Source organism: Metabacillus niabensis, assembly GCF_020524345.1.
GTDB lineage: Bacteria > Bacillota > Bacilli > Bacillales > Bacillaceae > Metabacillus > Metabacillus niabensis_B.
Genome location: NZ_JAIVLH010000005.1, coordinates 163372 through 188770, shown reverse-complemented (window position 1 = coordinate 188770; position 25399 = coordinate 163372). Strand labels below are relative to the sequence as shown.

At 35.9% G+C, this 25399-nt stretch carries 19 protein-coding genes; 2 read left to right on the top strand and 17 right to left on the bottom strand.

The annotated features are described in order from the left end of the window. Positions 1 to 202: 202 nt before the first annotated feature. The 9 genes from LC095_RS08550 to LC095_RS08510 form a co-directional block, all read right to left on the bottom strand. A complete protein-coding gene (locus tag LC095_RS08550) occupies positions 203 to 1120 on the bottom strand; it encodes an endonuclease I family protein (protein WP_226527760.1) in 918 nt (305 codons plus the stop codon). A gap of 197 nt (positions 1121 to 1317) precedes the next feature. Then, positions 1318 to 2310, bottom strand: coding sequence for a S8 family peptidase (locus LC095_RS08545; protein WP_226527759.1), 993 nt, complete (start codon positions 2308 to 2310; stop codon positions 1318 to 1320). Between the two features lie 184 nt (positions 2311 to 2494). Next, a complete protein-coding gene (locus LC095_RS08540) occupies positions 2495 to 2899 on the bottom strand; it encodes a VOC family protein (RefSeq protein ID WP_226527757.1) in 405 nt (134 codons plus the stop codon). Positions 2900 to 2922: 23 nt separating this feature from the next. Continuing rightward, on the bottom strand, positions 2923 to 3303 hold the full coding sequence (locus LC095_RS08535; RefSeq protein ID WP_226527756.1) for a DUF2500 domain-containing protein: 381 nt from the start codon (positions 3301 to 3303) through the stop codon (positions 2923 to 2925). 114 nt (positions 3304 to 3417) lie between these two features. Continuing rightward, a complete protein-coding gene (locus tag LC095_RS08530; RefSeq protein ID WP_226527754.1) occupies positions 3418 to 4740 on the bottom strand; it encodes an alpha-glucosidase/alpha-galactosidase in 1323 nt (440 codons plus the stop codon). A 48-nt stretch (positions 4741 to 4788) separates the two neighbouring features. Then, complete coding sequence (locus tag LC095_RS08525) at positions 4789 to 5676, bottom strand: carbohydrate ABC transporter permease (protein ID WP_226527752.1); 888 nt, start codon at positions 5674 to 5676, stop codon at positions 4789 to 4791. Continuing rightward, on the bottom strand, positions 5663 to 6538 hold the full coding sequence (locus tag LC095_RS08520; RefSeq protein ID WP_226527751.1) for a carbohydrate ABC transporter permease: 876 nt from the start codon (positions 6536 to 6538) through the stop codon (positions 5663 to 5665). The genes LC095_RS08525 and LC095_RS08520 overlap by 14 nt, the downstream gene beginning before the upstream one ends. A gap of 81 nt (positions 6539 to 6619) precedes the next feature. After that, positions 6620 to 7948 (bottom strand): ABC transporter substrate-binding protein, encoded by a 1329-nt coding sequence (locus LC095_RS08515; RefSeq protein WP_226527749.1) that lies wholly within the window; start codon positions 7946 to 7948, stop codon positions 6620 to 6622. A gap of 366 nt (positions 7949 to 8314) precedes the next feature. Beyond that, complete coding sequence (locus tag LC095_RS08510) at positions 8315 to 9373, bottom strand: LacI family DNA-binding transcriptional regulator (RefSeq protein WP_226527748.1); 1059 nt, start codon at positions 9371 to 9373, stop codon at positions 8315 to 8317. 345 nt (positions 9374 to 9718) lie between these two features. On the opposite strand from LC095_RS08510, the gene LC095_RS08505 reads away from it, so the two are divergent. Further along, entirely contained in the window at positions 9719 to 10171 is a 453-nt protein-coding gene (locus LC095_RS08505) for a YndM family protein (RefSeq protein ID WP_226527747.1), read from the top strand. 154 nt (positions 10172 to 10325) lie between these two features. Then, entirely contained in the window at positions 10326 to 11189 is an 864-nt protein-coding gene (locus LC095_RS08500) for a DUF4097 family beta strand repeat-containing protein (protein WP_226527745.1), read from the top strand. A 46-nt stretch (positions 11190 to 11235) separates the two neighbouring features. On the opposite strand, the gene LC095_RS08495 is transcribed toward LC095_RS08500, so the two are convergent. From LC095_RS08495 to LC095_RS27050, 8 genes are all read right to left on the bottom strand, one after another. Continuing rightward, positions 11236 to 13755 carry a DEAD/DEAH box helicase gene (locus LC095_RS08495; RefSeq protein ID WP_226527744.1) on the bottom strand — a complete coding sequence of 840 codons (2520 nt, stop codon included), beginning with the start codon at positions 13753 to 13755 and terminating at the stop codon, positions 11236 to 11238. A gap of 183 nt (positions 13756 to 13938) precedes the next feature. Continuing rightward, complete coding sequence (locus LC095_RS08490; RefSeq protein ID WP_226527743.1) at positions 13939 to 14442, bottom strand: hypothetical protein; 504 nt, start codon at positions 14440 to 14442, stop codon at positions 13939 to 13941. 135 nt (positions 14443 to 14577) lie between these two features. Then, on the bottom strand, positions 14578 to 19662 hold the full coding sequence (locus tag LC095_RS27055) for an OmpL47-type beta-barrel domain-containing protein (RefSeq protein WP_319005783.1): 5085 nt from the start codon (positions 19660 to 19662) through the stop codon (positions 14578 to 14580). A gap of 247 nt (positions 19663 to 19909) precedes the next feature. Then, a complete protein-coding gene (locus tag LC095_RS08475) occupies positions 19910 to 20581 on the bottom strand; it encodes a GNAT family N-acetyltransferase (protein WP_226527742.1) in 672 nt (223 codons plus the stop codon). A gap of 2 nt (positions 20582 to 20583) precedes the next feature. After that, the gene (locus LC095_RS08470; RefSeq protein ID WP_226527741.1) at positions 20584 to 21270 is read right to left on the bottom strand and encodes a GNAT family N-acetyltransferase; all 687 of its coding nucleotides are present in this window, start codon (positions 21268 to 21270) and stop codon (positions 20584 to 20586) included. A 12-nt stretch (positions 21271 to 21282) separates the two neighbouring features. Next, positions 21283 to 22158, bottom strand: a complete 876-nt coding sequence (locus LC095_RS08465; protein WP_226527740.1) for a carbon-nitrogen hydrolase family protein — start codon at positions 22156 to 22158, stop codon at positions 21283 to 21285. Between the two features lie 453 nt (positions 22159 to 22611). Next, a complete protein-coding gene (locus LC095_RS08460) occupies positions 22612 to 22875 on the bottom strand; it encodes a hypothetical protein (RefSeq protein ID WP_226527739.1) in 264 nt (87 codons plus the stop codon). Positions 22876 to 22981: 106 nt separating this feature from the next. Then, positions 22982 to 25360 carry a LamG-like jellyroll fold domain-containing protein gene (locus LC095_RS27050; protein ID WP_319005782.1) on the bottom strand — a complete coding sequence of 793 codons (2379 nt, stop codon included), beginning with the start codon at positions 25358 to 25360 and terminating at the stop codon, positions 22982 to 22984. Between the last annotated feature and the right edge of the window lie 39 nt (positions 25361 to 25399).

Here is a 25399-nt window from a genome sequence, read left to right as displayed (position 1 = left end):
TACTTTATCTACTGAATAAACTAAGTGCAATTACTTATCATTGTCTTTTTTGCAAAAAGGAAGTTTAGTTGGATGTTCAGATTTCATCGTTCAAAAAAATGAACTTTGGATAAATAATTATAGATATTCTATATTTAAGCATTAAAATAACCTTGTGCAAAAGAAAAATAGTTGCACAAGGTTATTTGCATTACATTATTGTCTATTTTAACCCCACAGAAAAATCAATTTTATCGGCAATTTGAGGGAAGTCTATTAATGGGTTTCTATTCTTTTGCTTTTCAAAAATAGCTTTATTTCGATGCTTTTCATGCGTTGTTACCATAAACTCATTATGCCATTTTAAAAGCAATTTAATATCTTTTTGGTCATAATGATTAATTTCATTTGGATATCTCAATAAAAAATACAATGTTGATCTTGCTACTTCTCCTTTTCCACTTTCAGGTTCAAACTTTTGTTCTTCATATTTCCCACATTCTGTTGCTATTCCTTTTAACGCAAATTCAGGAGAATAGTCAGTAAAATCATGATAAGGATAATTAGATCTTAACGAGTTGCATGTTTTTTCACATGTAAATAAATGGTGTAAATCTCCTCTCATAGGATTATCTTTATCAAACCAAGATTGTGGGACAACGTGCTCACAATTATACATATTTTCCTTCTCTATGACCTTGATCGAGTCCTGTATGACAGCTTCATGTCCTAATGTCATTTTCTTTAGCTTGCTATAGGCCTTCTCTCTGCTCAACTCAGCCTCATAGTCTTCTTTTATAAGCTGCTCCGGGTCCTTATTTTTTCCGGAATAGATGCTCTTTAACGTTCCATCCATTTGCAAATCTACCCAGGAGTATAGATAATTTCTAGTAGTTGAATTGTATGGAAGATGGATTTCATGGGTTTTAGTAATTAATTCACTTAATTGCAAAAAAAATTCTTTATTATCTGTGGTATGAAATAAGATATCCCGATAGTATTGATTGATTATTTTTTGATCTTCTTCTTTATCGTAATACTCTTCTTCTTTATTCATTCTAATTTTATTATGCTTTACTTCTACTAAAAGTTCATCTAAATCTACTTCTTGGTACAATAATTTACGATTTACCTGGTCCATGATTTTCCCTCCTAATCATTGAGCAAACGAATTGTTCTTTATTAAAAGTTAAAGGTAATGATTAGTTCGTTTCATTGCGCTCCAGAAGTATAAACAAAATTCATAAGCAACATTCTTTGTGAAAATAGCCTAATAAAAAGCCCACACTTTAGAGTTTCACAAGGCTCTATTATGTGGGCTAATTGATGTAAAACCATTTACTTTTGTTGTAAAGGTATATTCAATCGTGCTACATTAATGATTTCATAAATTTTATCTACTAAGTTAAGGACAAGAAAACCATTTCCTTCTGAGCTTTTTCTGTAGCCTAATGGCAACGTTCTTCTAACGAGCTGGGCATATATTTCTGATTCTATTAGTGATCGATTAAACTCTCTTTCACTTAAATTTATAAGTAAAGCGATTGCTCCTGCTACATGTGGGGTAGCCATTGAAGTGCCGGATAGAGATGCGTATTTATTATCCGGATATGTTGACACGACATCCACACCAGGTGCCACTAAATCTACTTCTGAATTTGTATTTGTAAATGGTGCAAGCTCTAAATTATGACTCACTGCACCTACCTGAATAACCTCGTTATAACTTCCGGGATAAGAATACTCAAATGTATCTTCTCTGTCGTCTCCCTCATTTCCAGCTGCAACTACGACAGATATACCGTGGTCTACCGCATTTTTTACCGCTTTATGAAGCTCAGGAACATCTTCAGGACCACCAAGTGACATAGAAATAACCCGAACTCGTTGATTTTGAGGTCCCCGCCAATCAACAGCATAGTTAATTGCATTTATAATCCATTCATAATTACCCGATCCTTCACCGGATAACACTTTTAAACTTAATATATTCGCCTTTGGTGCTACTCCTACAACACCATCATTATTTAAAGAAGCAGCTATTGTACCAGAAACATGAGTACCATGACCATTATTGTCTTCAAACATGTCTGGATCGCCATTAAAATCAGTTGTAAAATTTCTTCCACCAATAATTTGATTCTTAAGATCAGGATGGTCTATATCAACACCAGTATCAATAACAGCTACTACAATACCTTCTCCTTGGTTGCTCTCCTCCCAAATCTCAGGAGCCTGAATTAAACTAACGCCCTTCGGAGTTTCATTTGTTTGATCCACAATTGAATTGATTGTAAAAGGAACTAATTTAACTTGTGGTGTTTGATCCATTTTTTTCCTCCTCATTTAGTGAAATGTAAAACTGACCTACTTTATATATACTAAATTCTGGATACGATTTAAATGGAAATATTGGAAATTTATATTTTTGATAGAAATGACTCATACCTATTTGAATAGAATAAGTAGATTGGCACGAATAAAATAGAGGACATATAACTAGCTCTTTTATTTATTAAAGTTTACGATCTTCCAATGTTTCTTGATCAACATTAAATTCAATTAAATTGTGATCGGGATCCATGCAAAATATTTGTGCAAATCCGCTTGTACTATTAGGTTTTTCCTTTATTTCTACACCAACTTCTTTTAAGTAATGTAAAGTTTCCTTATAATCTTTTACTCTTATAGCAAAATGTCCATCTCTTGAGTCAATTTCATCAGTATTGCGAAGTGTTGTGGAACTATTATGTACAATTAAATGCAACTGTTGATCTCCAATTTGATACCATGCCCCAGGAAAATCAAAAGGTGGCCTCTTTAATTCCTTAAATCCTAAAAGTGTCCCGTAAAAATGTTTAGCTTTTTGTAAATCTGTTACAGATAGACTAACATGATGAATACTTTCTACTTTGATCATAAACCCAACTCCATTAATAATGTTTATTCTTCTACTTGTTGTTTTCGTTCAAACCCTAAAAATCGGGTACCTTGAAAAGTCAAAATTCCAACATCACCTTCAGCAAGATATCCATATTCCTTGCCTGACATGTTTAATTCTGAACGGTCACCACTGGAAAACTCAAATGTTACAAAATATGAAGTACTTGAATGACCTTCTTGACCTACTCTCCTTACATGTGTACGCTTAGTCTTTACTTCCGCAGGAACAGATAAGCGTGGTGACTGCTCATTTTTCTTCCATTGACCAATTCCCTTAAACACTGTAAACAGAATACTTCCAAACACAATAATAAAAATAATACCAATGAATATTGGAACAATTTGAAATAAGACATCACCAGAATAATATGGATCTCCCATCTATTTCCCCTCCTCTCTTTATATATACGAAATTACTGAATAGAAAGTTTCAAACAATTTGGAATGCTAAAAAGCGACCAACTTCTATTCTTAATAGAATTAGTCGCTTTTTCTTTATTTTACTATTGCCTTTTGATTCGCAAACTGCGGCAACCAATCACCATGAGCTTCAATTAAATCATCACACATTGCAATAATGTCATCCATTGAAAGTTCTGCAGCAGTATGCGGATCAAGGAGGGCAGCCTGGTAAACCGCTTCTCGTTTTCCTGTCATCGCTGCTTCAATTGTTAGAAGCTGTGTATTAATATTTGTTCTGTTAAGTGCTGCTAATTGCTCTGGCAGATCTCCAACATAGGTTGGCATAATACCACTTCGATCAACCACACAAGGAACTTCAACACATGCATTTTCAGGCAAATTGCTGATAAGACGCCCTGTATTTAAGACATTGCCACCAAACTTAAAGGGAATGTTCGTTTCCATTGCTTCTATTATACGAGAGCCATATTCATGTGAACGTGTATGAGTAAGCTGACTATTGTTTACCATATCTTCTCGCATCGTTTCCCATCTTTCGATTTGTTCAACACAACGACGAGGATATTCATCTAATGGAATATTGAAACGGTCAATCAACTCCGGATAGTTACGCTTAATAAAGTAAGGGTGATATTCCGCGTTATGCTCAGAAGATTCCGTCACATAGTATCCGAATTTATCCATCAACTCATAACGGACCATATCATGATGTTTTGTTTTCTGTCTTTCTTTTGCGCGGCGCTTAATTTCCGGATAGAGATCCTTGCCATCACGCTTCACTTCAAGAAGCCATGCCATGTGATTTATACCTGCTATTTTTTCTTCAATTCCTTCATGATCCATTCCTAAATCTTTGAAAAGATGCTCGGTACATACTTGTACGCTGTGACACAAACCTACTGTTTTAATGTTTGTAAAGCGGAGCATTGCGCCTGTTAACGCTGACATAGGATTTGTATAATTTAGAAATAAGGCATCAGGGCAAACTTCTTCCATATCTTTTGCAAAATCCAACATAACAGGTATCGTCCGTAATGATCTAAAAACACCTCCAATTCCTACCGTATCTGCAATTGTTTGGCGTAACCCATATTTCTTAGGTATCTCAAAATCAATGACCGTACTCGGCTTATACCCGCCTACCTGAATTGCATTAATCACATACTTTGCCCCTCTTAACGCTTCCTTTCGATCAGTATATGATTTGATCGTAACATTACTCTTGTAATTTTGTTTTAAGTTATTAAGCATATTCTCCGAATCTCTTAAACGCTGTTCATCAATATCAAACAATGCAAATTCAAATCCGGCTAAAGCAGGAACAAACATACAATCTCCTAATACATTTTTAGCAAATACTGTACTTCCTGCACCTATAAAAGTTATTTTCGACATTCTTCCTCATCCCTTCTTCAATATGAATATTCCATTCAATACAACTAGCTAGCTCTTTGAACCTGTTAATGCAATACCTTCAATGATTTGCCTTTGAGCAAAGATGTATACAAGGATTACTGGTATGACGGAAATGGTTGTTCCTGCCATCATCAGTGACCAATCTGTGAAGTAAAGACCCTTAAATGTATTTAGTAGCAAAGGTACAGTAAATTTCTCAGGTGATGTTAAATAAATGAGAGGCTCTAAGAAACCATTCCAAATTCCCATGAACGCAAAGATACCAAATGCCGCTAAAGCCGGTCGAATTAACGGCAGAATTACACTCCAGTAAATTCTAAGGGGGTTCGCCCCATCAATGACTGCTGCTTCTTCTAATTCATTTGGAATCCCTTTAATAAATTGCCTTAATAAAAACACACCGAATGCATTAAACAAGCCTGACGGTACAATTAGTGACAAGTGAGTATCGATCCATCCCAGGTTATCCATGATGATGTAAAGAGGGACCATTGTTACTTGCTTCGGAATCATCATGGTTGCTAAAAACAAGATGAATAAAAGGTTTGAGCCGCGGAATCGAATTTTCGCAAAAGCATAGGCGGCCATTGAACACGTTAATAAGTTTAATACAACCACAATGAGAGTAATATAAAAACTATTAAAGTACGCGACATCAAAAGGCATTGCTGTAAGAGAGTTAGGATAGTTTTGAAATGTTACTGGATCCGGCAACCATTTTGGAGGTATAAGAAAAATCTGTGACATATCCTTCAAGGAACTACTAACTGTCCATAAAAATGGAGCAACCATCAAAAATGAGCCAATAATTAATACAACATGGAGTAAAACTTTTGTTGGCTTTATTCGTTTCCCAATACTTAATGATACATTCTGATTAGGTACCGTTTTCGTTTGAACATCATTGATCTTCATAATGAACCCACCTCTTTGACATCTTGAACTGGAATAGTGTAAACATTAAGATAATGACGAATAAAATCATTGCAGCAGCGGAGCTTACTCCCATATCAAAATCAACAAACGCCGCTTCGTAAATGTGATACACAAATGTATAGCTTGATTTTGCCGGTCCTCCACTCGTCATGACATATGCTTGGTCAAAAACCTGAAAGGATGAAATGATGGCCATGATTGTAATAAAGAAAGTGGTTGGAGATAATAAAGGCAATGTAATATGACGGAACTTCTGCCAGTTTGACGCACCGTCAATATCAGCTGCTTCATAATATGAGCGTGAAATTCCCTGCAGACCTGCTAAAAAGATAACCATATTGTACCCTAAGCCCCACCAAATACTTAGCATCGCAATAGATGGCATAACCCATTTTGTATCTGTTAACCACATCGGACCATCAATACCAACATTCGCAAGAACTTGGTTTAAGATTCCGAAGTCACCGTTTAAGATCCACATCCAAATGACACCGATTGATACAGAACTAGTGACCACAGGCATAAAGAAAAATAAACGATAAAAGTTTTTCCCTTTAATCTTATTAAGTGCTATAGCTACCACAAGGGAAATAGCGATTTGAACAGGTATAACCAACACTGTGTAATAAGCTGTATTCATAAGTGCTTTCCAGAAATCAGGATTTGTAAATTGATCCTTATAGTTTGCTAGACCAATAAACTCTTTTGCTCCGAATCCATCCCATTTCATGAAGCTTAAGGATAATGTAAAAAGAACTGGTATTAATGAGAATGCAAGTAAACCAATTAATTGAGGAGTTAGGAAAATAAATCCCCACAGATTTTGCTGACGACTATTCAATGTTTTCACCTTCTTCTGCTAAAATGGAAGGGGAAGATAGGAAATGCACATAACACCTATCTCCGCCCTTTTCTGAATTAGTTACTCACCTTTGTGCTCAGCGATCATAGCTTTTGCTTTTTCTGCGTATTTTCCAATTGCTGTCTCAGCATCATCTTTTCCAAGATACAATAAGTCCATGATGTCATTAGCCTCTTTATCCAATCCTGGGATAGTTGATTGGATTGCGTTTGCAAAACCTTGTTCACGCGCTTGAATAATATAATCAACATGTTCAGGAACCTTGGAATCTGTTACAATTTCATCAATGCCTCCAATTGACGGAATGGCATTTCCAATTCCAGCTAAACGAGCTTCTTGTCCTAATGTAGACGTGTAGTAGGATGCAAATTTTTGAGCCGCATCTTTATTCTTTGAATCATTGTTTACAGCCATATATGCTGTAGGGATAGCAACTGGCTCTGTTTTATTTTCAGTATTTGAAGGCCAAGAAATGTAATCCCACTCTAATGATTTATTTTCATGAAATAATGGTGTAAACCATCTTCCGGCACTTACCATACCTACTTGACCTGACATAAACATTGCCTCAGCTCCCTGACCCTTAGGCAAAGAACCGGAATAAGTAAAGTTCTCATCCTTCACCATCTTCTCAAGGAATTTCATTGCCTCAATTCCTTTATCATTTTGGTCTAAAATGAAATCCCCAGTCTCTTTATTATAAACATCTCCTCCATTTGCCCAAATCCAGCTGAAAAGAGTATTCCATGAGTTGTCTACAATAAAACCATATTTACCGCCATCACGTAATTGATCTGTTACTTCTTCCATCGCAGCAAAGTTCCATTCACCAGCATCAAAATATTCCTGTGGAGATTTAATCCCCAATTCAGCGAATAATTTTTTATTGTAGTAAAGTAACATAGGGTTACAATCCACTGTTATACCATAGATCTCATCATCTTTTTTTGCAGCACCCCATAGTCCTTCTGCAAACTCATCAGGTTTCGCATAGCTTTCAGAGCTATTCATGAATTCACTTAAAGGAGCGAGCTTTCCTGTTTCCACCAGTTTAGAAATATCTCCATCACCTACATAGAATACGTCAGGTGCCTGGCTGCCTTGAAGTTGTGTTTGAAGCTTTTGGATATAACCATCACTAGGAATCGGAACAAGTTTCACCTGTATATCCGGATTCTCTTTATTAAATCCATCCACTGCTCGTTGGTATACTTTTATTTCAGCCGGATTCCCCCATGCAGAAAATGTTAAATTAATCTTTTCACCGGATCCCGAACTTCCTGAATCACCAGAATTTGATGAACCTGAACTTGAATTACTACATGCTTGTAAGGCAGGAATCATGATAAGTAAAACGGCAAACAATAAAAATGCTAGCTTCTTTTTCATTACATTTACCCCCATTTTCTTAGTGAATGAAATCCTTTTGTTATGCTGATTGAAAGCCTTGTTAATCAATTGGTAAACATGTCTATGTAGAACATCACCTCCTTAAAATCAACAAGTAAATTTTACCTCTCCAACGTGTACCATCCTTACATCCACGCAAAGACAATTAAGCAAACGCTTTCATATAACCATAAGCAAATTATAATGAATATTCTTGCAGTATATCTGGAATTAGAGTTCAGATTTACCAAATGCATGATTCATTTTATTAGAAATTTAACATTTTTTGAACAAACGTTTTCTTTTTTAGCAACACGAGAATATATGAAACTAGCAATCTAAGCAATATCTATTCATCTGCATTTTTTATAAAGAAGATCTCTTTATTCTTTGCTTCCATCCACAACTTTCACGAATGATCAGTTTAGTTGGAACAATCGCTTTTATAGGAATATCCCTGCCTTCAAAGCGATCTAATAGCAGTTGAACTCCAAGCTTCCCCATTTGTTCTGTATAAATTTTTACTGTTGTTAATGGCGGACTTGCAAACTTCGCAAATTCAACATCATTCACACTAACGATTGCGATATCTTCAGGTATGCGGAGATTTTCTTCACATATAGCTCGTATAGCTCCCATTGCCATAGAGTCACTTGCAACAAAGAATGCTTCTGGAAGATCATGCATTTGTAATGCAGTTTTCATTAACTCATATCCTTGCTTCATTGAATACTCACCTAAAAACACATATTCCTTTCGAAATAACCCTTGTTCTTTAAGTAAATTTTCAAAGGTTTCTTGACGTACGCCTTTAATTACCAGTTTTTCCCCTGTCATGGATTCTCGTTCTTCTCCACCAAGAAACCCAATTTTTTTATATCCCAAATTCACTAAATGTTTCACTGCCTCACAGGTTGCCTTTTTGAAGTCTACTACAATAGAATCAAAGTCATTTTCGTTTAACGAATAATTCACAAAAACAATATGCTCTACGTGATTTTTAATTTTTTTCAACTGCAAAAGATCCATACCTGAAAGAACAATCAATCCATCTAATTCATTATTTAGGGATGCTTGCTGAATGTCTTTTACTCTCATCAATCTTGTTAGAAAGAGACCTCGTAACATGCATTCATTTTCAATAGCTCTTCTAATGGAAGCAAAATAAGGATCGTCAATACCGTCAACAATTTCTTCATCTGTACAAGACATGAAGATGCCAATTTTCTGATGAGCAGCTCTCTTCACTCTTTGTTTTTCAGTTTTTCTCGTTTTTAATGCAGTGTAACCAAGTTCCTTTGAAATTTTTAAAATTCGATCCCTAGTCGTATCAAGTACGGTAAGGGTAGGGTCATTGTTCAATACCCTCGATACTGTTGAACTAGATACATTCGCAAGTGTTGCAATGTCTTTGATCGTCGCCATAAACAATTACCTCACTACACTTAATTTAGTAAATAAACTTTGTCTGTCATTTTTTTATTTCACTAAATATTTACTTGATAATTCGAGGTTACCAAATTTTAAAAGCGCTTACAACACTTTTTTTAGAAAATTATCTATTTTATTTTCGTCATCATTCGTCAAAAACACTTTTGTTTCATTATATTCCAACTAAATACTCATCTAATCCATTTATTTAGTAAACCGAAAGTAATGTTTACAGTAATTATAGAAACCATTTTCGATAAACCTCTCATAATTTATCTTTTTCCATCGTATGACCAAGTGTTATTTGATGAAAACTAATGGTTAAGGAGGGATAAAAACATGAATCAACCCATTTTACTTTTCATAAAATTCATCATCTGTTTAATTGCTTTTGGTATAGGACTGGACCTATTTTTCAGCGCAAATTTTGTCGATATTTTATCGTTTAGCCTATTTGTTACTTTTGCCTCATATGTTGTAGGTGAATTGGTCATTTTACCACAACTAGGAAGAAGGGCTGCTGCGGTTGCGGATTTTTTGCTTAGTTACTTAAGTGTATGGATTTTTGGAAGTGTTTTATTTGAAAACTATCTTCAAATTGCATGGGGAAGTATAATTTCTGCTATTATCATCACCGGAGCAGAAATAGTTATTCATCTTATGGTACAAAATCGAGATGAACATACAACCTATATAAGCAAAAGGAATTCTATTTTGAATACAAATTTAGCTTATGGAACAGAAATCTCTGAAGAGGAATATATAAAAGATGTTAATAAAATAAAAAAGTAGCACAATATACGCATAGGGACAGTTTTTCTAAACTGTCCTTATCTTCTGTCTTCTCTTGTAAGTCTTAAGCCTTAGATAAAATAAAGCTCGAGTTCATTGTCGCGACCCTTCTTATTCTATAAGATAAAAGTAAGTTAATTGAACGCTATATGCGATGAAGAAAGAAGGGTTTATGATGAAAAAACTGTTTTTACTTTTATTTTTTGTTGGTGGCTTGTTATTAATTATTAAGACAAATACTACATGGTTTGTATTTGGCGAAAATAAATCTTCTGCTGAAGTCACCGGCAACACGGAGAAAATTGAACTACATGTTTCAGGTGCAAGTACAACAATTATTCCGAAAAATACAGATGAAGTTCATGCTGAAATAAAAGGAAATGGAAAAGTAAATGTCGAAAAAAAAGGGGATACAATTCTTGTTGAATCTGAAACAAAACGTTGGTTTAACGCATTTTCATTCTTTAATAAAAGAGAAATCACCATATATATCCCAGATGATTTTAATCAGGAACTTTCAATTGATAGTGGATCAGGAAGCATCGTATTTGACGGCGAATCAATGACCCTTGATGATTTATTAGTTGATATGAGCTCTGGAAATGTAAAACTAAGTCAATTATCTACTAAAAACTTTATACTTGATGGTTCATCAGGTAATGTTTCTATTTCTTCTTTGACAACTGAAGAAAGTAAGTTTGATATGAGCTCAGGAAACCTGACAATTACAGATCATACTGGAAAGGTTATGGCTGATTTATCTTCAGGTAAGATAGACTTACAAATGGATAAGGTAACCGATTCTATTGAGATCAAATTAAATTCTGGATTTGGCACGGTAGACTTGCCATCAGATGCAGATTTTACTCTCCATGGAGAAGCAGGCAGCGGTATTATTACATCTAATCTTACTTTAAAAGATCTTCTAAAAGATAAAAATAATATTTATGGTATTTCAGGCTCAGGAAAGCATGATGTAAAGATAGATGTTTCAAGCGGAAAAGTTGCAATTAAATAAATGACTAAAAGCTCACCGATTAATCTTTCGGTGAGCTTTTTCATACTTAAAACTGGTTATGCCTCAGCTTCCTATATTCCTTTCTTTTCTGTCTCTCAAAATGACACTCATTACAAACATCAAATTTAAATTTATTAGCTAGTGTTTTTCCACATACCTTGCAAACTTTCCGTGTTATTTGCACGCCAGATTTTAACTGTTCATGGATTTTGTCACTAATTTCCTCCCGCATTCTTTCCCAATAATGGGCTTCGGTATTTCTGCCTAATTTATATAAAAATAATAAATGGAGACCAACCGATTTATATGATAATTCAAGTTCTTCAAGACCTGCTTCCTTAATTAACGGATCAGGAAGTTCTTCCCCCTCAACAATAGCCTCAAGCTTTTGTTTCCACTGAATTCGTAAAGTTGGTTCATTCGTTGAAAAAGGCAGATGCAAAAAACCGTATAAATCAGCCATCGAGAGTTTTGCTTCAATCATTGTATCTTCAATCATTTCATACAAAAGCTTTTCCTCTGCCAATGAAGCTTTTTTTGTACCTTTAGGGCTTTTAAACTGTTCCCATAAGTAAAAAAACAACCCTAGTTTACGTGAATATTTTTGAAATCGCTCAAGCACTCCTGTTGTCGGAGCAATGGCAAACCCTTGAAGTGGTTCATCTTCTTGGTCAAGTAGCCTTGCCATTGATTTGGGATTGTGTACAAATGCTACCTTCCCAATATCATAAAGTCCTCTTCGACCAGCCCTGCCTGCGATTTGTTTGACTTCTTGTGATGTTAACCATCTTCTTCTTGTTCCATCAAATTTGTCATTTTCTAAGAAGACAATTCTTCTTATCGGTAAATTCAACCCCATTCCGATCGCATCTGTTGCTACTATAACCGTTGCTTCACCACTAATAAATCGTTCCATCTGTTTCTTTCTTGTTTCAGGCGGCATACTCCCATAAATCATGCTCACTTTACGACCAGTTCTTTGCAGCTCTGCAGCGGTTTCAAGAACTCTTTTTCTGGAGAAGCAAACAAGCGCATCACCTTTTCGGGTTTGATTTAATCGGAACAGCTGCGGTTCTACCTCTAAAGGGACCTCTCTAGTATATTCATGGATCGTAATATTTGAATCCCCCAATAACTGTAGTATCATCTGTCTTGCATTAAAGCTGCAAATAATATGAACTTCTTTTGCATTTGCTTTCGTTATGGCTTTATACCAGGAAAATCCTCTATCTTTATCTGCAATCATTTGAGATTCATCAATGACAACAATCTCATGAAAGTCTTTCTCATAAAACATTTCAACAGTACAAGCAATATGATGAGCACCTGCTACAAGCTTTTCTTCTTCACCGGTTTTCAATGAGCAAGGGACACCTTCCTGATTTAACTTTTCATAAATCTCCAGGGCAAGCAATCGAAGTGGAGCCAAGTAAATACCACTGACAGCTTCTTTCATACGTTGAATTGCATGAAATGTTTTTCCTGTATTCGTTTCCCCAATATGCAATACATATTCTATATTCCGTCCTCCCGGAGGATTATATTCTCGTCCGAAAACATCCTCTACCATTCGGGCTTCTTCTTCTTTACGATGCTTGATTTCCTCAAGCTCTGCAACTATTTTCCGTTCTCTTTCTGACATATCTGTTTCATAAATCTTTTTATGTGTTTCAAGATCGAATGGTGTATCTATTAGTTTTATTAAATCTGTGACAAATTCCTCAAGAAGGTCAGAAAAAAACTCATTAGCTAAGTCCAAAAATAAATCATATGCAATTTCTTTTATAAAGTTATCTGGCAATTTTTCATGAAATGTTTCAAGATATTCATCAAAAAGATGGGAAGAAAGTCGATCCTTAATCCAATTAGGACCAAAATCAAATAAATATCCTGATATTAATCTTTCATACATCTCAGTCATATCTTCTTCATATTGATATCTGTTATATGCAACATGGGCTTCATCATATAAATAATCAGAAAAAGTTATTTCTCCCGTAGGAAGGACAACACCCTGTTGTTCGACTTCAATAGCAAGATGTGATCCGATTAAGTATCGTATATATAAATAGAGATCTTCATAATGGTCACCAAGTAATTCTTCCATGTAGAACTCGAATTTCTGCATGAGCTTTCGTGTCTTCTCACGATGTTGTTGCATCTTAACTCGAGCCTCGTATAGTTCCTTTGATTTGTTATATTTTTCACTCCATACATCTTCTTTACCCAAAAACATTTCGTCAAGCCAGTCCAACACATGGAAAGGAGTTATATTTCGTATTTCACTACGAAACATTTGATTGACCAGCTTTTTACTAACACCTTCAAGATCATAGTCATTATCCAACAGGTATTGTCTTTTTACTGTGTTTGAGGCATGGCTTGTGGCAGCATTTAACCATGAATTTAGCCATATCTGATCAATATATTCTCCTCTTTCTCTTACATATTGTTCATAAGTTGGTACATTCTCTTTCCCTTCAAAATATCGATCTATATCCTCTAAAACCTTTGACTTAGTCCGGTCAATGGCTAACATATAATATTCTTCTAGTAAGTCACTCATGTACGCACTCCTTTTCACAATGGGTATACTTTAGTGTTTATTATTTATATGTAAACATGTATCTTTCATTGTAGTTCATGTGAAGTAGGATGTGTTAATGTTATGAATCGAAAAATAGAGCTGATATCAGCTCTATTGAAGTAATTCGTGTATTATTGGGCATGACCGACGAAATCCATCTATTTAACCTTCACTTGACTTGTTGTTACTCATTTCAGCTTCGTCTTTCTTCACAAAATATTCTTCCTTTGCAAACTGAAATCCATACAATAGCACTGCTTTAAACATAAAGATAAGTAATAATTTCACCCTGGATAACCGAACTAATGAACCCACTCCCAATTTTTGAAAAAAGTTAAGTAATGGATAGGAAAAGAAAGCATCAATTAGGAGGTTAAGCAACATATATAGATAGAATTTTCCATATGTAAATCTTAGTATCCACATAGAGCCAACAATAAATGGTCCCCACAAAACCGGTGTTTCCCCCCTCAATCTAGGGTGAAGCTTTTCATAAATCCACCACCACCTTCTTTTTTCAGCAAGATAACTTTCTAATCTCACGACGAGTGAGATAAAAATACTTGCCGGTAAAAAGCGTTTAAATGTTCTTCTATCCATTAATGGAATAGTAAACCACGGCAAAATCATCATGATTAATAGTAATACCTTCGAATATTTCAGCAATTTACTATAACCTCCTTAATCAGAGAGTTTTTATTAAAGAATTAGATACCTTGTTAGTATGTCAAAACCATGTTTTTTTTTACATTAACAGGAAAATAAAAACTCGTTTCCGTCACGGAAACGAGTTTTTATTAGCTATTTCTTTAGCTCTTCAACTAAACTGATAAGGATATCTGCTTGCTCATCAGAAAAAGTTTTATTTTTTTGAGCTTTTACTTGATTAACATATGCTCCAAGTTGACCATCTCTTGCTTTCGTTTGACCTTTTTCCTGTGACTTTTTAGCAGCTTCAAGTTTCTTTACAAATGATGTTGCTGCTTTTTCCTGACCTTTTTCAGCTAAAAACTTCTTTGTTAAGCTTGCCAGATGATCATAATCTACAAATATCTGTACTATCATTGATTTTTCTCTTTTATTTCCAGCTTTATCAATTGCTTCTGCTGTGAATTCTGTTGGCCCAACACCTAATTCGTATGCATGTTTAGTTAAGTTCTCACATGTTGTTGAGTCTAAGCCTGATAAGGAATCATTAGCTTGACATGAAAGTGAAATGATCTCATCAATCCCAACTTCTGTTTCATTTTCTAGATTAAAAAGTATGTCTGGACCTGATTTGTCAATATTCACTTCTAATTCGTGCTTTTCTTCCACATTTCCAGCACTATCTTCACTCCAGAAATGTATCATATACTTTCCTTCGTTTTTCAGTTCAATCGATGTTCCGGACTTTATCTCACCGTTATTAATTGAAAAGTAAGTCCCTTCAATTTCTGATTCATTGTCAATAGAAGTGAAGCCTATTTTCACCGTTTCTCTATACCATCCATTTTGAGCCTCACCATCAATGTTAAATGATGTCTCAGGTGCTGTTTCATCAGGCTTTTGTGCTGAAACAAGATATATATTTGGAGCAGGAGGTTCATCCATTCCTTCTCCAATAAAGAAACTAGGATGCGGCGGCTGGTTATAACCAACATTTTGCCACGCAATAGCTGTACGGTATTGCGGGTCGTGCATCAGTGTATACATTTTATGTTCTGTTTTATCAGTAGTCATAAAGACACGCAGCGCACTACTATCCTCTGTTCTCCATACAGCTTCCTCTCTCCAGTCTCCAAGTATATCTGCTTGTAATGAAGGAGTGCCTTTTGTTGAATTATTCGAGTAAGTTCCATCAGCAACTAATAGGTCTTTTAGTATTTTACTCTTATAATCCCATTTTTCAATTGTTCCTGTTCCAACACCCTTGTTGGCATCCCAATTATGATCTAATAATTCTCTTAATAAATCTCCATCCCACCATATACCGAAATTTGAAGAAGGAATAGCATCAGATATTTTTTCTCCTGTTGCAGAGTGTAATCCCCCAACTTTACTATTCCATTCACCTGAAATCGCCCAGGCTTCTGCACCATCGTGGGTCGGATCGATATCAGCAGTCATACCCCTACCTGTATCTTCACCTGTTTTGACTCCCCAGATAACTTCTCCCGTTTCTGCATCTCTAAGATCATATCCAAATTCCGCATCTTTATGTTCTTGAACGGAAAAGATTTCCAGTCCTTCCCGATCAGGATTTAGATCTCCAACATGTAATGCATCACCATGTCCTAGACCGGTATTATAAAGTCCTGATCCATCATCATCAATTGTTATCTGACCATAAACAATTTCATCTTTTCCATCATGATCCACATCCGCTACACTAAGGCTATGATATCCTTGGCCAGCCCAGTCGCTATATCCTTCATTGTTAGTATCAAAGGTCCATTGCTTTGTTAATTTACCTTCTTTAAAACTATAAGCAGAAACAACTGTTCTTGTATAATATCCGCGTGCCATAATGAAACTAGGTGTTTCTCCATCAAGGTACGCAACACCAGCCAAAAAGCGGTCCACACGGTTGCCGTATCCATCTCCCCATGAAGAAACATCACCTCTAGGAGGCGTATAATCTGTTGTCACAAGTTCCTTGCCTGTTTCTCCTTCGAAGATCGTTAAATACTCAGAACCTTGTAACACATATCCTGACGAGTTTCTGTGATCTGCATCTTCTTTTCCTATGATTGTTCCTTTACCATCCTTTGAGCCATCTGCTGTTTTCATTGCGATTTCCGATTTACCATCTCCATCAAAATCATAAACGATAAATTGGGTATAGTGAGCACCAGCACGAATATTTTTACCTAAATCGATTCTCCACAATTTTGTTCCGTCTAACTTGTATGCATCAATATAGACATTTCCTGTATAACCAGCTTGTGAGTTATCCTTAGAATTTGACGGGTCCCATTTAAGAATAATTTCATACTCTCCATCTCCATCTAAATCTCCAACACTTGCATCATTTGCAGAATATGTGTAGAGATCTCCTAGTGGTGTAACCCCTTCTTTCGGCTTTTGGAGCGGGATATCAAAAAAGTTTTCGGCAATAACTGATGTCTGATCTTTTTGTTTCTTTTCTTTGCCATCAATAACAGCTCTTACCTCATACACATCGTCTACTTTTCCTTTAGAATCCACATAGTTGGTGCTTGATGTAATTGGACTTGAATTGATTTTTTCACTATTACGGTAAAGATTAAATGAAACATTTTTGGAATCTGTTCCTAAAAATCTCCACCCTATATAAACACCTTCTTCTGTCTTCATCGCCACCAGGCCGCGATCAAGTGTTTCCATTTGCTTTTTTAATACTGTTTCAGCTGGAGTTTCAAGGCTTGTTGAAAGCTCAGAAATTCCTCCTGCACTTACAGCAGCAACTTTATAATAGTATTTAATCGTTGTTAATACCGTTTCATCTTTGTAATTTAACTTATTAGTTTTACCTATATACTGGTATTCTCCATCTTTCTTTTTTGATCTGTACACATTGTAGGTTTTTGCTCCATCTGTTTTGTCCCAGCTAAATGAAACGTCGTTTTTGTTTACTTCTCCAAGTTTCAAATTTTCAGGTGCAGAAGGTACTGGAACAGACGAATCAATCATCGAAACCGTTAACGGCATAGAAGGGACTGTTTCAACATTTGCACGATCAACCGTAGTTGCTGTGTACTCGTACTCCCTTCCAACATCAACATTTGTATCTTTATAAGAATTTGTATTTGCAGTACCAATTAACTCACTATGACTTGTACCTGCTACTTTACGATAAATATTATATTTAACCGCATCCTCTACCGATTTCCAAGAAAGCTGTACAGAAGAGTTTTCCGGATCAGAATTCACCTTGTCAGCCTTTAATTCTGAGGGAGCAAGTAAAATAGGTGTGAGCTCAAGACCATTTGCAATACCTGTTGATCCTTTAAAATTCACATTCATTTGTCCATCCTTAACAGACACATCTGAAAAGACTTTAGATGTATAGTTACGATTAGAAGCATTTACAGGTCCTAAATCCTTCCCTTCAATAGATACATCCGTTCTCGAACTCCCAAGAAAATCAGCAACATGAACTTTTACAGCATATAATCCATTTGGTACATCTACTTGGAATTCCCACCCTACATTAAAATAACCGAGCCAATCACGTGTTACATCTCTTAAAGGTGTATCACCGTCACCACGGTCACGAGTAATCATTCCTGTATTATCTTTTATTCCATATCCTCTTTCTTTTGTATACACAGTATTTAAATCAACATTAGTATACCCCTCTGCAACAGGACTACCTACCGGTCCAAAATCAAACTTAAGATTCGCTTCTTTTGTATTGATGACAACAATTTCCGATTGTTCAGATTCTCCTTTTCCATTAACAGCAGTTACAACTACGTCATAGGATTTTCCTTCTTCCATACCCATTAAACTTATTCTGGAAATAGTAGAAGTTCCTACTAATGTATAGTCTTCAGTAGGTGAAGTTGAAAGCTTACGATAAATTTTGTAAATATCGGCATTCTCCACTTCATCCCATGTTAATACAGCTCCAGCATTACTAATACTGCTTGCTGTGATACCTGTTGGCTTGTCAGGTACATTTGCAGGTGGCTCAACGTCTGTTACATAAGAAGCCAAAGAGCTGTCTAACTCTTTAATTCCGCTAGATAATAAACGAGCTATCTGAATAGCTCCATACTCTTGAAAATGGGTGTCATCCTGAGAGCCATTTGGAAAGGCAGTATATATTCCCGGTTCTGTATGAAGGAAAACTGCTTTAGTTCCAACTGGACCAATAGTGTCATAATATTCACGACTTAATGTGCTTAAATCAACTAATTCAACATCTAGTTCTTCTGCTACTTCTTTCATTCCTTGAACATAATCAGGGAAGCTAACATTGAATATGCCTGTCTCAGCATTAAAATCCCGTCGTCCAACTGGTGTCACTAATATTGGTTCAGCACCACGTTGTCTCGCACCATTGATATAAGTTTTTAAATAGTTTTTATAATCTGGAACAGAAGCATATCGCTCTGGCCTGCTAATTGTTGCATCATTATGACCAAATTGAATAAGGAAAAAATCGTCTGGACGTATTTCAGTCAAAATATTATCTAATCGTCCTTCAAAAATAAAAGACTTAGAGCTTCTTCCACCAATCGCATGGTTATCAAATAGTACTGATTCATTGAAAAAGCGAGGAATCATTTGTCCCCAGCCTGCTTCCGGTTTCCAATATTCATCATATGTCTGGACAGTAGAATCACCTGCAAGATAAACTGTTGGTGTCTCACCTGGAACTCGCTCTGCTAATTGTGTAATAATGAGTCCATTAATCTTTGGAGTTGTTCCAGTAAACTCAAACGTTAATTGTCCATCTACCAACGCTATCGAATATGTCCGTTCAATAAATTGTCCTGGTGATACAGTCGTATCTTGAATCTTTTGAATCGTCTCAGCAACGACACCGATATGTGTAGATCCATTGGCATCCCCTGCAATTACTGTTACGGAATAATCACCATTTGGTAAATCCACCTGGAAACTAGTCTCTTTTGCCACAATAAAATCAGATTTTAATGCATCATCTGTTCCTTGATCTGCAGCCTCAACATTGGAAGAATCCTTAAAACCAAATCCCGCTTCCTCACTATAATCAGAGTCGGGTGAAACTTGGTCATATCCTTCTTCTAAAGCACTGGAAGAGGTACCAAAATCATACTTTTTTGTAATTAAACCCTCCTCAGCTTTTACATCTGTCGAATAAAATGGAAGACTTCCTGCAAATAACAAAACACATAAGAAAACGGCAAATATTTTTTGACCTTTTCTTTTCATAAGTTTACTACCTCTCCTTCTCGATAATAGTCACCTTATGTTTCATCTTGATGAGAACCTTCCTCCTTTCTAACCTTTTGAAAACCCTTACAAATTTAAATGATAATATTTGTCAGAATTTTTAGATATACAAATATCAGACATAAACGTATAAAAAACCGATATTCGCTTCATATAAACGGCATTTCTATTATTAATAAAGTTAAAAACAAAAAACCCCACTACTGGAGTGGGAAATTCGATTCTTTTACATATTCATTAAAGCTAATTGATCCTTCGATTCTATGCCTTCAACCATTTTTATCCAAGAATCAGGCTTATTTGGTAATACCGCATAATAACGGATTAAGAATTTAGCTACTAAATCAGCTTGGATTGTCGACTTATTGTTATCCATTGGGAGAAAACAAAGATCTAGACCAGTAACAGCCTCACCATCATTATTCCATGATGGATGGACATAATTGATATCGATTTTTTTATAACCTAAATGTGCCAATACTTCTCTGCGAACATATGGATCCATTGGTTTTACACCACCAAATTCATGGTGTTCAACTCGGTATGGATCATAAATTTCAGCAAACATTCCTGATAAACTCTTTCCATTCGCAGCAGCAAGCTCATGTAAGTCTTTTGCCCTGTGATTAGCTAGAAATGGTCCTATTCCTAAACCCGGGTTTCCGATAATCGTGAAATCCGTCATTGCCACATTAAAATCTTCATAGTAACGATATTCTGTAGCACCAACAACTTTACCTTCGTGGACAGCAACAAAAACGCGTATACCCGGATCTTCTAACGGCTCTTTCCAAAGATCAAATTCCAACACTTCCTCAGGAGGAAAAATCTCCTGCATAAGCTGGTGCATTTGTGTAAATAAAGGATCTTCAATATTCGTAATACGATGATAATCCATCTTCATTCTCCTTTTTTATGATGTTCATTTCGAAAAGGGTTTTTCCATTCCATCAACGTTCCATAATGACACGATTCTTCATCTTCCAAATAATGAGGAACAACTCCAATTGGTGTTCGACTGCAACGAAGTAAAAACGTTAGAACAGGGTCTTTTAATGTCCCATTTACGACCGCTTCTACATATTGCTCTGCTGACATATTTTCTGCTTTTTTATGATAACCCGGCATGCGCCCTCCACCTAAAAGCCGATCTAATCCTAAGTGGATCACAACATCATACATGGAAAGCATTAACCATTTTCCAAGACCAAATTTCCGATATGATGGCTTAACACAGATATCCACAACATAGAGTGTATTTCCGTTAGGATTATGATTTCTTATATAGCCGCCATCTGTTATCTCTTCCCAAGTGTGAGTAGGATGCTCAGGGTCAAAATGTACGATTAATCCGGTCATAGAACCTGCCATCTCTCCGTCAACTTCAAAACATAGAGCTCCTTCCGGAAATAGATTGACATGATTTTCCAGCTGATCTTTATTCCACCATAAATCAGAAGGGAATGGGGGTGGAAAACTTTCTTGTTGAATTTGTATTAGTTTTTGAAAATCTTCCTTTTCATAATTGCGAATGACTGCTTTTATCGGTTTGTCTTGATCGAACACATAAAATTCTTTCCGATACATAGAAACCTCCTATTAATACGTTAATTTTTCAGGCTCCCAATCAGGATATAGATCTGTTCGTCTGTCTCTCCATGTTGTCACCGAACCACTTTGACGCACTTTATATAAAAGCTCAAGATTCAAGTCCGCAGTTACAATCATATCTTGATTAATTTCTCCTTGTACCATGATTCCCTTTGGTGGGAACGGTACGTCATTTGGTGTAATAACTGCTGCCTGCCCAAAGTTCCCTCTCATAAAATCAACTGTTTGAAGGGAACCAACTGTACCAGTTGTGACAACATACACTTGATTCTCGATCGCTCTTGCATGACTTGTATAACGAACTCGGTGAAAGCCGTGACGATCATCTGTACATGACGGACAAAAGATCACATCAGCACCCTTGGCCTTAGCCATTCTCACAATCTCAGGAAATTCAATATCATAGCAAGTTAGCATCGCAACCGTACCTTTATCCGTTACAAATACCTGCAAGCTGTCTCCTGCACTCATATTCCATTCTTCTACTTCAGTTGGAGTAATATGAAGCTTCGCTTGTTCTGCAATTCTTCCGTCAGGATAAAACATATGAGCAACATTATATAGTTTGTCTTCTTTTTCTATAACATGTGTTCCTGCAATAATATGCATTCCTGTTCTCATTGCATGCTCAACAAATAATTCACGGTATCTGTCTGTAAAATCAGGAAGACGATCTATAGGTAATGCTTTTCCGTTCTCATCCCCAATTGATAATAGTTGGGTTGTAAAAAATTCTGGAAATAATATAAAATCAGAACCAAATTCTTCGGCTGTTTTTAAATAATGTTCAACTTGACTAGCAAACTCTTCAAACGATTTAATTGTATGAAGGTGATATTGAATGGCAGAAACTCTGATGTTCATGTACATTCCTCTTTCTATCATATTTATAAAAGGTTGTTTTCGTATAATTTGTTATTATTTATGCAATTATTAAATACGAGTAAATTTAATGGTACTACACACATTATTCGATATCTTGAAACGAACCACAAGTACACACTTTCTTTTCACTAAGTATCAAAAAGTATACTATCGGATTTTACAAGGTTGGAAGAAAATATTCAAGAACAAAAGCGCAAGCTCCTTGATCAGCCTCGGGCAATAAGACGCAAATGAACAGAAGACGTCCTTTGTCTTCAATTCATTTGCGGCTTATGAACTCGATGGGCGGCTAGGCGCTCAAGCTGGATGTCGGGCACATATAAACAGTTCAAAGAATTTTATAGTTTCCTAAGCAATAAAAAAACCACAAAAAATATAATGTGGTTTTTGAGTTTTTTCATATTAGATATTCCTATTATCAAAACATTCTTTTTAGTGATAAAGCTCTTTAACTTTCTTTAAATCATTTAATAACTGATAGATTTCACCTTGACTTAAGTGTACTGGTAACTGATCATATAATGTGATAAACTGTCCGCTTTCTTCGTGTTTGTGTTTCTCTAAATAATCATAAAGAAGATTCAGTTGACTTTTTCTTAACGTGGATTCAGTAAAAAAATGTTTTACTTTTTGTATTGAAAACTCATTCATTGCATCATCAAAATCACCCGAAATAATGACACCCTCTACCTTCATAATTTCACCTCATTTTTAGTAGTAGGATATCCTTATTTAAACTATATTACTAATGATTATAAAAAAGAGGCTATAAACATAACCTATCTTACTCATGACCAGCCATCTATTTTGTTTTTGCTAATTCCATTATTTCATCTGCAGATATTGAACCTTTGTAAATTCTTAGTTCATCCATAAGCCCTTTATATGGTGTATCCCACCAATTGACTCCTAAACTGAATACTCCATTTGTTGTTGTGAACACATGTGGAAAATCAGTACCTTTAAATGTTTCTTTTCCATTCACATATACCGTGATTGTCCCTTGATTCACCGTAAAGGCAAGATGTGTCCATGTATTGGGTTGAATTGACTGGCCTGTATTGGCATCATACCAATTTGTTCCAGCCCACACTATCGTATGTTGATTAACACCGGAATGCCCCCTTGGTACTAGGCTGATCCAATGATTCGAATCTCTTGCACCAAAAAATGCGGTACTATATTCAGTTAACTCATACGGGTTTAACCATAGTGCAACCGAATATGAATCACTGTCAATTAAACCATCTGGTAATCGAATTCCCGAATGTCCATTAAACTCCGCTGACTTTCCGAACTCTGTTACAATATAATCAATATTGCCACCACTATTGTCTACTATGTCACCTGTCACAATTCCTTCTTTACCTGGTTGTGTGCTGTCCGATAAATTCCCTTCAAATTTATAATGTGCGACAATACCATCTGGTTTCTTGGGAATAACTGTGATCGTAAATTGTTTTTGAGTAGATACATCATCTTTTTGGATCGTTGCCGTCAAGGTCAGGGTTACCGGGTCTTTTCCCGCTTCTGGTCTTGTGATGACTCCTTTATCTGTCATCACATCTTTATTCGATGATACCCAGGAAATAGTCGTTCCTCTTGTTCCTTCAATTGGAAGAGTTACATTACTTATAATATTGCTTGTATCTCCCAAATCCATGTCTGCCTTTACATCCTCTATGATCTCCTGATCTGTTCTATCTTTCATCTTACTTCCCCAAAGTGCAATACCCTCTTTTGAAAGTACACTAAATGTCATCACATATTCTTGTGATCCTTCATCCCATTGACGTAAAAATACTCCATTATACACTTTTTCACCTATTTTTAGTTCAGCATTGTAATGTCCTGTTTTCTTCCATGTTCCATTTAAACTGCCGCTGATTTTGTTATTTTTCTCAAGTGTTATAGACACCGGCTTTTTCACTTCAGCTGATATATCCTTTTCATGGTTAATCATTTGATAGGTTCCGATAACATTGTTCTTTTTTATCTTTTCAATTGTTTCCCCTGCAAAACGATACGGTGCAATAACAGGCCAACCATTCTGATTCATAAACATTTGATGAACGCGAATTTCATGATGTTCACCGCTATCCGGGAAACGTGTATGGAAGATGATAAATTGTTTGCCTGTTTTTGAATCATAGTAAGTTGAATTATGACCTGGTGAGATATAGCCAGCACCAATCCCTTCTCCCGGATCCCCGATCTTTCGTTCGAACAAATGATTTCCCATTAACTTAACAGCATACGGTTCAATTGATTTATCATCAAATAATGGTACAGTTGGATCTGCTTTTACATTGATCATTTCATTTCCTTCGGCATCATAATAAGGTCCATCCGGTTTTTTTGAACGAATGACTCTCACATTGTAACCACCAGTCGCGTCCAGTCCTCCAAAAGATAGGTACATATAATAATAGTTTGTATGAGGGTGATATTGAATGTATGCCCCTTCAATTCTACTATGATTTCCGCCTATCAGCTTCTTCCCATACCCTTGATCCGGTAACGGGAACCCTGTTTTTGGATTCATTTCTAAAATAAAGATTCCACCTGAGTATGATCCGTACAACATCCAAAGCTTTCCTTTTTCATCAAAAAATGTATCAGGGTCTACAACATTAGGATGCTTAGTGGCATCATAGATTGTTCCGTCTTCACTTGGTTCTCCCCACATCCCTGATTTTAAGAAAATTCCTTTGTCCTTATAAGGTCCTTCAATAGTATCTGCTACCGCAATCCCTAAAGCAGATCTTGGTGAATCTCCTTTACATGCATTGTAATACATATAAAACTTTCCATCCTCAAGTTGAATAACATCTGCGGCCCATAGTGTATCTGTTTGCGCCCAATCAAATGTATCCCTTAACTCCTCTACTACATTGTCAAACAATGGATTTGTCACATTTGCACCAGAAGCTACAAGTTCCCACTTCATCAAGTCTTTGGATTTTGCTGCTGCTAAATGAGACCCGAACACATAGTATTCATTGTGTACCTTTATAATCGAAGGATCATGGACAGATACATCTGTAAATTTAGGTTTATCTGCTGTATTCACCTTTTGATTCATCGTTTTTTTCTCCTTGGATGTATCCGCCTCCATAGCGATCACAAAGGTTGGAATCATAATCACAAACACTAGTAAAACTAGCCATTTTTTCACCATACATCCCTCTCCTATTCCTTATCTTCAAAAAAAATAGAA